Source organism: Mesorhizobium kowhaii (assembly GCF_042431665.1).
In the GTDB taxonomy this organism is placed as follows: Bacteria; Pseudomonadota; Alphaproteobacteria; order Rhizobiales; family Rhizobiaceae; genus Mesorhizobium; species Mesorhizobium kowhaii.
Genome location: NZ_JBHLYT010000214.1, coordinates 2,095 through 7,778 on the forward strand (window position 1 = coordinate 2,095; position 5,684 = coordinate 7,778).

General features: G+C 61.1%; 8 protein-coding genes. 5 read left to right on the forward strand and 3 right to left on the reverse strand.

The features are described from left to right. The 3 genes from ACFFNA_RS39480 to ACFFNA_RS39490 form a co-directional block, all read left to right on the forward strand. Positions 1-301, forward strand: a 301-nt coding sequence (locus ACFFNA_RS39480; protein ID WP_378925723.1) for a DUF736 domain-containing protein, incomplete at its 5' end; no start/stop codon positions are given. Between the two features lie 72 nt (positions 302-373). Further along, positions 374-664, forward strand: a complete 291-nt coding sequence (locus ACFFNA_RS39485; protein WP_378925726.1) for a hypothetical protein — start codon at positions 374-376, stop codon at positions 662-664. Positions 665-819: 155 nt separating this feature from the next. Beyond that, a complete protein-coding gene (locus ACFFNA_RS39490; RefSeq protein ID WP_378925728.1) occupies positions 820-963 on the forward strand; it encodes a hypothetical protein in 144 nt (47 codons plus the stop codon). Between the two features lie 9 nt (positions 964-972). Here ACFFNA_RS39490 and ACFFNA_RS39495 read toward each other — a convergent pair whose 3' ends face one another. The 3 genes from ACFFNA_RS39495 to ACFFNA_RS39505 form a co-directional block, all read right to left on the reverse strand. After that, entirely contained in the window at positions 973-1,245 is a 273-nt protein-coding gene (locus ACFFNA_RS39495) for a WGR domain-containing protein (protein ID WP_378925731.1), read from the reverse strand. 213 nt (positions 1,246-1,458) lie between these two features. Then, positions 1,459-1,800: a hypothetical protein gene (locus ACFFNA_RS39500; protein WP_095204876.1), complete on the reverse strand. Its 342-nt coding sequence runs from the start codon at positions 1,798-1,800 to the stop codon at positions 1,459-1,461. Continuing rightward, positions 1,797-2,489 carry a nucleotide-binding protein gene (locus tag ACFFNA_RS39505; RefSeq protein ID WP_095204903.1) on the reverse strand — a complete coding sequence of 231 codons (693 nt, stop codon included), beginning with the start codon at positions 2,487-2,489 and terminating at the stop codon, positions 1,797-1,799. The genes ACFFNA_RS39500 and ACFFNA_RS39505 overlap by 4 nt, the downstream gene beginning before the upstream one ends. Positions 2,490-2,816: 327 nt before the next feature. Between ACFFNA_RS39505 and ACFFNA_RS39510 the strand changes: the two genes are divergently transcribed. Together ACFFNA_RS39510 and ACFFNA_RS39515 are read left to right on the forward strand one after the other, a co-directional pair. Next, positions 2,817-3,227 (forward strand): hypothetical protein, encoded by a 411-nt coding sequence (locus ACFFNA_RS39510; RefSeq protein ID WP_245452018.1) that lies wholly within the window; start codon positions 2,817-2,819, stop codon positions 3,225-3,227. A gap of 194 nt (positions 3,228-3,421) precedes the next feature. After that, the gene (locus ACFFNA_RS39515) at positions 3,422-5,494 is read left to right on the forward strand and encodes a relaxase/mobilization nuclease domain-containing protein (RefSeq protein ID WP_378925734.1); all 2,073 of its coding nucleotides are present in this window, start codon (positions 3,422-3,424) and stop codon (positions 5,492-5,494) included. Positions 5,495-5,684: the final 190 nt, after the last annotated feature.

Below are 5,684 nucleotides of genomic sequence, written 5' to 3' on the forward strand. Positions count from 1 at the left end.
GACCACCAAGGCCGACGGCTCGATGGAAGGCGTCTTCGCCACGCTCCGGGTCAACGCCCCGATCACCCTGATCCCGAACACCAACAAGTCGCGCGAGGACGCGCCCGACTACCGGATCGTCAACAAGCGCACGGGCTTCGAGATCGGAGCCGGCTGGCACCGCATCTCCCAGCGTTCGGGCGAGGAGTACCTCTCGGTCAAGCTGGAAGCCCCCGAGATCGGCGTGATCTTCGGCAATCTCGCCCCCGCCCCGGGTGGCGAGGAGAACAAGAAGGTCATCCTCTGGAACAATCCCCAGTGACAGCCACGAACGGGCCGGCTTCGAAAGGGGGCCGGCCCCTTCACCTCACCTTCCCGGAACAAGGAGGCTACGATGAGCCGCTATACGATCACAGTCACTGGCACCGTCACCGGACACGGCCGCTCCGACCGCGAGGCCATCATCGGCTACGACCCGCCGCTGCGAACCTACTTCCTGCAGGCATTCCCCCACGAAGAGACCGACGAACCGGCGCTGTGGCTTGGCACTCACGATCAGGCGTTTGAGATGCTTGAAGATCTTCACCACGCCGCCATGGCGCACGGCTATGATTTCATGCCGCTGCCGTCCGATGTCGCCACAAAGCTGGCGGATGACAAGGCTGCTACCGGTGATCGTCCGTAGCGTGGAATCTTCGGGGAATTGCTGAAACGCCTCCATCAGCCTGATTAGGCGAACGCGCAAAAAAAGGGCCTGCGACGGATGCTCCGTCGCAGGCCCTTTTTTTGCGCGCGTCGTAGTGAGCCGCAACAGTCCCTCATCACCCTGACTGCGCGGTAATGACGATCACTCCTTCGTTCTCAGCGATGGCCTCGACGACCAATCCCGCCGGGATCAAGGACGACAAACGCAAATTTCTCACCATGGTGCTGATTCCTCTCAGAAAACAGCACCACGCCGTCATGCAAAATCATCAAATGTGAGTCAGACCCTTATTGTCGGCCGATTGACATCGGGTAGGTGGATCGCGGCTGATAGCCGCGCATCCGCTTGGCGCGCACCAGCTGGAGGAAAAGCTCGACAGCTTCGCCCTCGGTATCGAAAGAGTGCTGTACCGTGCGGCCGGTGGTTCCGATCCGACCCCAACGGCGGACCAGGCAGGTCTGGCCGAACAGGGTCTCCTCGATCGACAGCGCATAGAAGCGCGCCATGTTCCGATCCGCGTCGCGGCGTTCGATACAGAGGCGATAGAGCTGCGCGATCATTGCGGACAGAATCGCGCAGCCGGACGCGCGCGTCCAATGAATGGTTTGAATCAGCGGACGCGGATCGATTCACTCTCGTGATGGATGGAACCGAACGTCAGTCGTTCAGCAGCGTCTTTGATGGCCTTCTCCGAAGAGATGTAGCCAATCCTCGTTGGGCCGGAGTCATGGGCGGTCGGTCATAACGAAAATCGACGCGATTGGCGCATCTGGCTACTTTGGCTGCCGAGCAAGGAATTCCGTTATCAGGCCCTGCACCACCTCCTGCATGGTTGTTCTATTGCGCGCGCAATGGACCTGCAGCTCGATCATCTGCGAGACCGGAATGCGTGTGTGCAGCCGGGCTGTCCCGCCGTCTGCCTTTGGCCTTTCGAGCTCCGCCTTCGCCTTTCTGGCAGACTGGGTTCTCGTCTGCTGCTCCAGGTTGTCCGTTTCGCTGATGCTGGATTCCACAATGGCAGCCATGTTGCGCGAGAACGGATCATCCGAACGGGCACGCGGTTTCAAGGCAGGCAGCGGCAATTGGTTTGCGGTCCGATCGCTTTTCTCGTTCATTGCGGGGTGGCTCCGTTCAGTTTGCGGATGATCTCGGCGGTCAGGGCATTCGTCTGGTCGCGAGCGTCCTGCACCGCCTTGTTCACGGGCTGGACTTCGTAAAGCGTCCCAGCGGTTGCGATTGAGGCGAAGGTCGGCCGTTGCGACAAAAACGTCTCAAGCACGCTGGCGTCGGCCTGCCGCAGCAGCTGGATCGCCGTGCGAAAGGCCATCGTGTTGTGCTCGATCCCCGAAACCATGTTGAGCATCACCGCGTAGGGAATTTCGCGATGGCGTCCGCCAAGCGAGCGGATGTGCCGGATCAGACCGAGGCATTGCTTGACATCGAAGACGTGCGCTTTCGTCGGGATCAGCACGAAGTCGGCGTTGGCGACGGCCGGTCCGAGGGCGGCCACGGCCGTGCCCTGCACGTCGACCAGTAGCAGGTCCTCGGCGTCGGATTGCGCCAGGCGATCGATCAGTTCGTCGGTCGAGTTGATGGGGATGACGTCGATGTTTGAAAGAGCGTACCCGGCGCGGCGACTGTTTTTGCTCCACTCCAGCGCTGACAGTTGCGGATCGGTGTCGAGCACCGTCACCCGATGACCGGCGGCGGCGAACTCGCCTGCGAGCAGGATGGTGGTCATGGTCTTGCCGACCCCGCCTTTGGGAGAGGCCACTGTGATTTGCACCGCGCGTTGTTCCGGCATTGTCTTTTCCCAATGTTGCGTCACCTTGGCGTCAAGGCGCATAGGCGATTTGGCGCCAATGTGACTTTCTTGCATTATGCAAATGCGCCGATGCTACAAAGTGCGAAGGCATATAAGTGCCTAGGTGATAACACGAATTTGCGCATTTGGTGCAATGTTCCTGGATGCATAATTGGTTCTGAACTAGCAAAACATCGCATCAGTTTAATGTTGCATAGTGAATTGACAAGATACGCAATTTGGGTCCAAATTGGCTGAGCAGGTCGTCGCTTCGCTTCGACCTGGACCGTCTTCGACGTGAGGCCCATCCGCCATAGCGAGGGAATTTTGGACACCAGCGCCGCCCACAAGGACACCCGAAAGCGCTCCCGGATCGATATTGGGCCGGACGCGGGCGCGCTCCTGGATGAGGCCTGCAAGGTGTTCCAGCTTGACCGAGCGGAGACGTTGCGGCGCATTATCCGGGCCAGCCTGGATGTCGGTCCCGCTCTGTCAGCTGAGAATTCACGCACTGTCGCGGCGTTGGCCTCGCAAGTCCGGATGGTCGGCCGAAACCTCAGCCAGCTTCTCCATGCCATTCATTCCGGCCACGCTGCCCCCATGGAGGCGGCGTTGCCGATATGGGAAGCGCTGGATGAGAGGGTGAAAGCTGTCGACGCCGAATTGACGGCGATGACGATCGCGCATGGCCTGAAACTTCGGAAGGCGGCGCATCTGCTGGATGGTGAGGGCGCGTGAACCTCGACCAGTCGTCCATACAGGCCATAGCCGATCGGATTCGCGCGAGCGCGGCTTTTGAAGAAGAGAACCGCAAGCGCCGGCATCGGGCCATGTTGTCCTTTGCTGGAAATGACGATGATTGGTTGTTCAAGACGGTTCGCGGCCGGACAGGGGAGGGCGGTCTCGGGGGAAGTCAGACAACGGAACCGGCCGTGCCGCGCTCGTCTGCGCGAGAGCTGGAGCCGCCGCGCGGTAAAGCCGGGCGACTAAACCTCGCCCTGCCAACGAAGTGGCGGAAGCTCGCCGGCGGACCTCGGCCGAGGGCCGCTGCCGACAGGCTGGCGGCCGGGTATCAGCCGGCCGTTCTGAAGGTGATTTCCTACGGGCATGGCGTCACTAGGGCAGCCGCCATCGGTCAATATATCCAGAAGGAGGGCGTCGCGCTCGAGACGTATGACGCGCGTATCCTGGCAACGCGGGAAGCCGTCGCCGAGGAAATGAAACAGTGGGGCGAGGGTTTCGACAAGCGGCGGGAGAGCGAGGATGTGGCGACGTTTCGGCTTTCGCTGGCAGGGCAGGAGAATGCCGAGCGCCTTTCACAGGCAGTTCAGGCAGGTTTCGCCGGCCACGGTTTCGCCTATCGTATCGACACACTGCAGGACGGATCGAGCGTCTCGCGCGTCGTCGCGACCATGGCCGGACACAGCGTCGTGCGGAGTGAGAACGGGGACGACAAGGTGAAGCATCGGTTTCACTTTTCCGATCGACGCCAGCAGGATCGCCAGTTCTCGGCACCAACCCGGGCCATGATCGCCTCGCGGATCTCCGATGCGCTTGGGGTCAAGGAGGATACCGTTTCGGTGAAGCCAATTGGGGAGCCCAGCCACGGCAAAGCCGGTGTCGTGTTCCAGCTCGCGCGCCTTACCCATGACGGAGCGGCGATCGGCGCCGACGGCGCCGCGATCGCGTCTGAGGAGGCGGTTCGGCAGACCGCGCAGTCCTGGGACAAGACCCTGAATTCCTACAAGCCTCGCGACACCATGCACATGATCCTGTCGGCCAAGGCGGGCGAGGACAGGCAAGCTCTGGTGAGGGCCGCACGTGGGTTCCTGCATGAGCAGTTCCCCAATCACAAATTCGCCTTCGGCATGCATGCCGATATGGCGGAGGAGGGCGGCCATATTCATGTCCATGCCATCGTCGCCGTGAAAGGTCAGGACGGTGACCGATTGCGACCAGGTCCGGCCCAGCTTCGCGCATGGCGCGCACTCTATGCCCAGCACGCACAAGCGCAGGGCATGAAAATCGTCGCGACTTCCGCGGCCTATCGAGCGTCATCACAAAGCTATGGTCCGCGCGACAAGGCGATTGTGGCCACGGCCGAAAAGCCGCGGCCGGGCAGGGAGGCGCGCGACCGCGCCTATGCCCGTGCAAACCCGCACGTCATCGAGAAAGCCCGCCAGCGGATCAATCACGCAAAGGCCAACCCGGTAAAGATTCCGATTTCGGCGCGCCAGCTGCAGGCCACCCAGGCAAGCCTTCGGGACTGGCACTCGGTTGCTGCTTCTCAGCCGGATAACGCGACAGCGAGTCAATTCATTGATCGGATGACGCAGGCTTTCCGATCCGGTACTGTTGTCGTCGCTATTCGAGATGGAAAGGGTGTTCAAATGAGTTCAGATGCCACCGCGGACCAGATGCGGGAAAACCTAAAACAGATCAACGAGACCGTTAACAAGACAGCGGCCATGATGAACGGCCAGACGAAAGCGGAGTTCTTACGGCGCGCAGCGCCCACCATGGAGCTGCTTGCGATCCGGACGGATCTCAAATCCCTGCAGGAAGGTGGCGTCACGCATGTCAGTGAAGACCAGGCCCATCGGATTGCCGGCACGCGCGCCGAAGCTTTGATCCATCGCGCCCAGGAGATCGAGGCCGCTGAGCGGCTTGAGGCGGATCGCGCTCGCGAGATCCGTAATCGCGCCATCGAGCAGGAGATTCGTGACGAACGAGCCGGATCGGCTGATCCGACCTCGCTTGAGCAGGTTGCGCAAGACCGCGAAATGGTGCGCAATGCCGAAAGCATCGCTGCGAAGGAAGCCCGCGAGGCACAAGCCGCAAGCGAAGCCGCGCGTTCATTGGCGCAGAATCCTAACGAGCGGCTTGATCCCGAGATCGTCAAAGGCGAACGGCTCGAAGAACTGCAGCGCCTGCAGTCGAGGAGCATCAACACCGCTCCGGTCGAAGGCGAAGAGCCGGATTCACAGAAGCCGCAAAAGCAGTAGTTGCCTCGCCATGCAGCACTGAGTGAGCTCGTTGTTCCCTAAGCCGGGCTCTGGCTGGGGCTCCGTTCGGCACTCGCTCGCGCCAAAACGCAAAATGTGCTCATTTGACACTTCGTGATTATGCAGCCGCTTTTACCCGGATTTCTATTTCCAGGTGTGCGGAGGCGGCGATGTTGACAAGTGCGTCAAG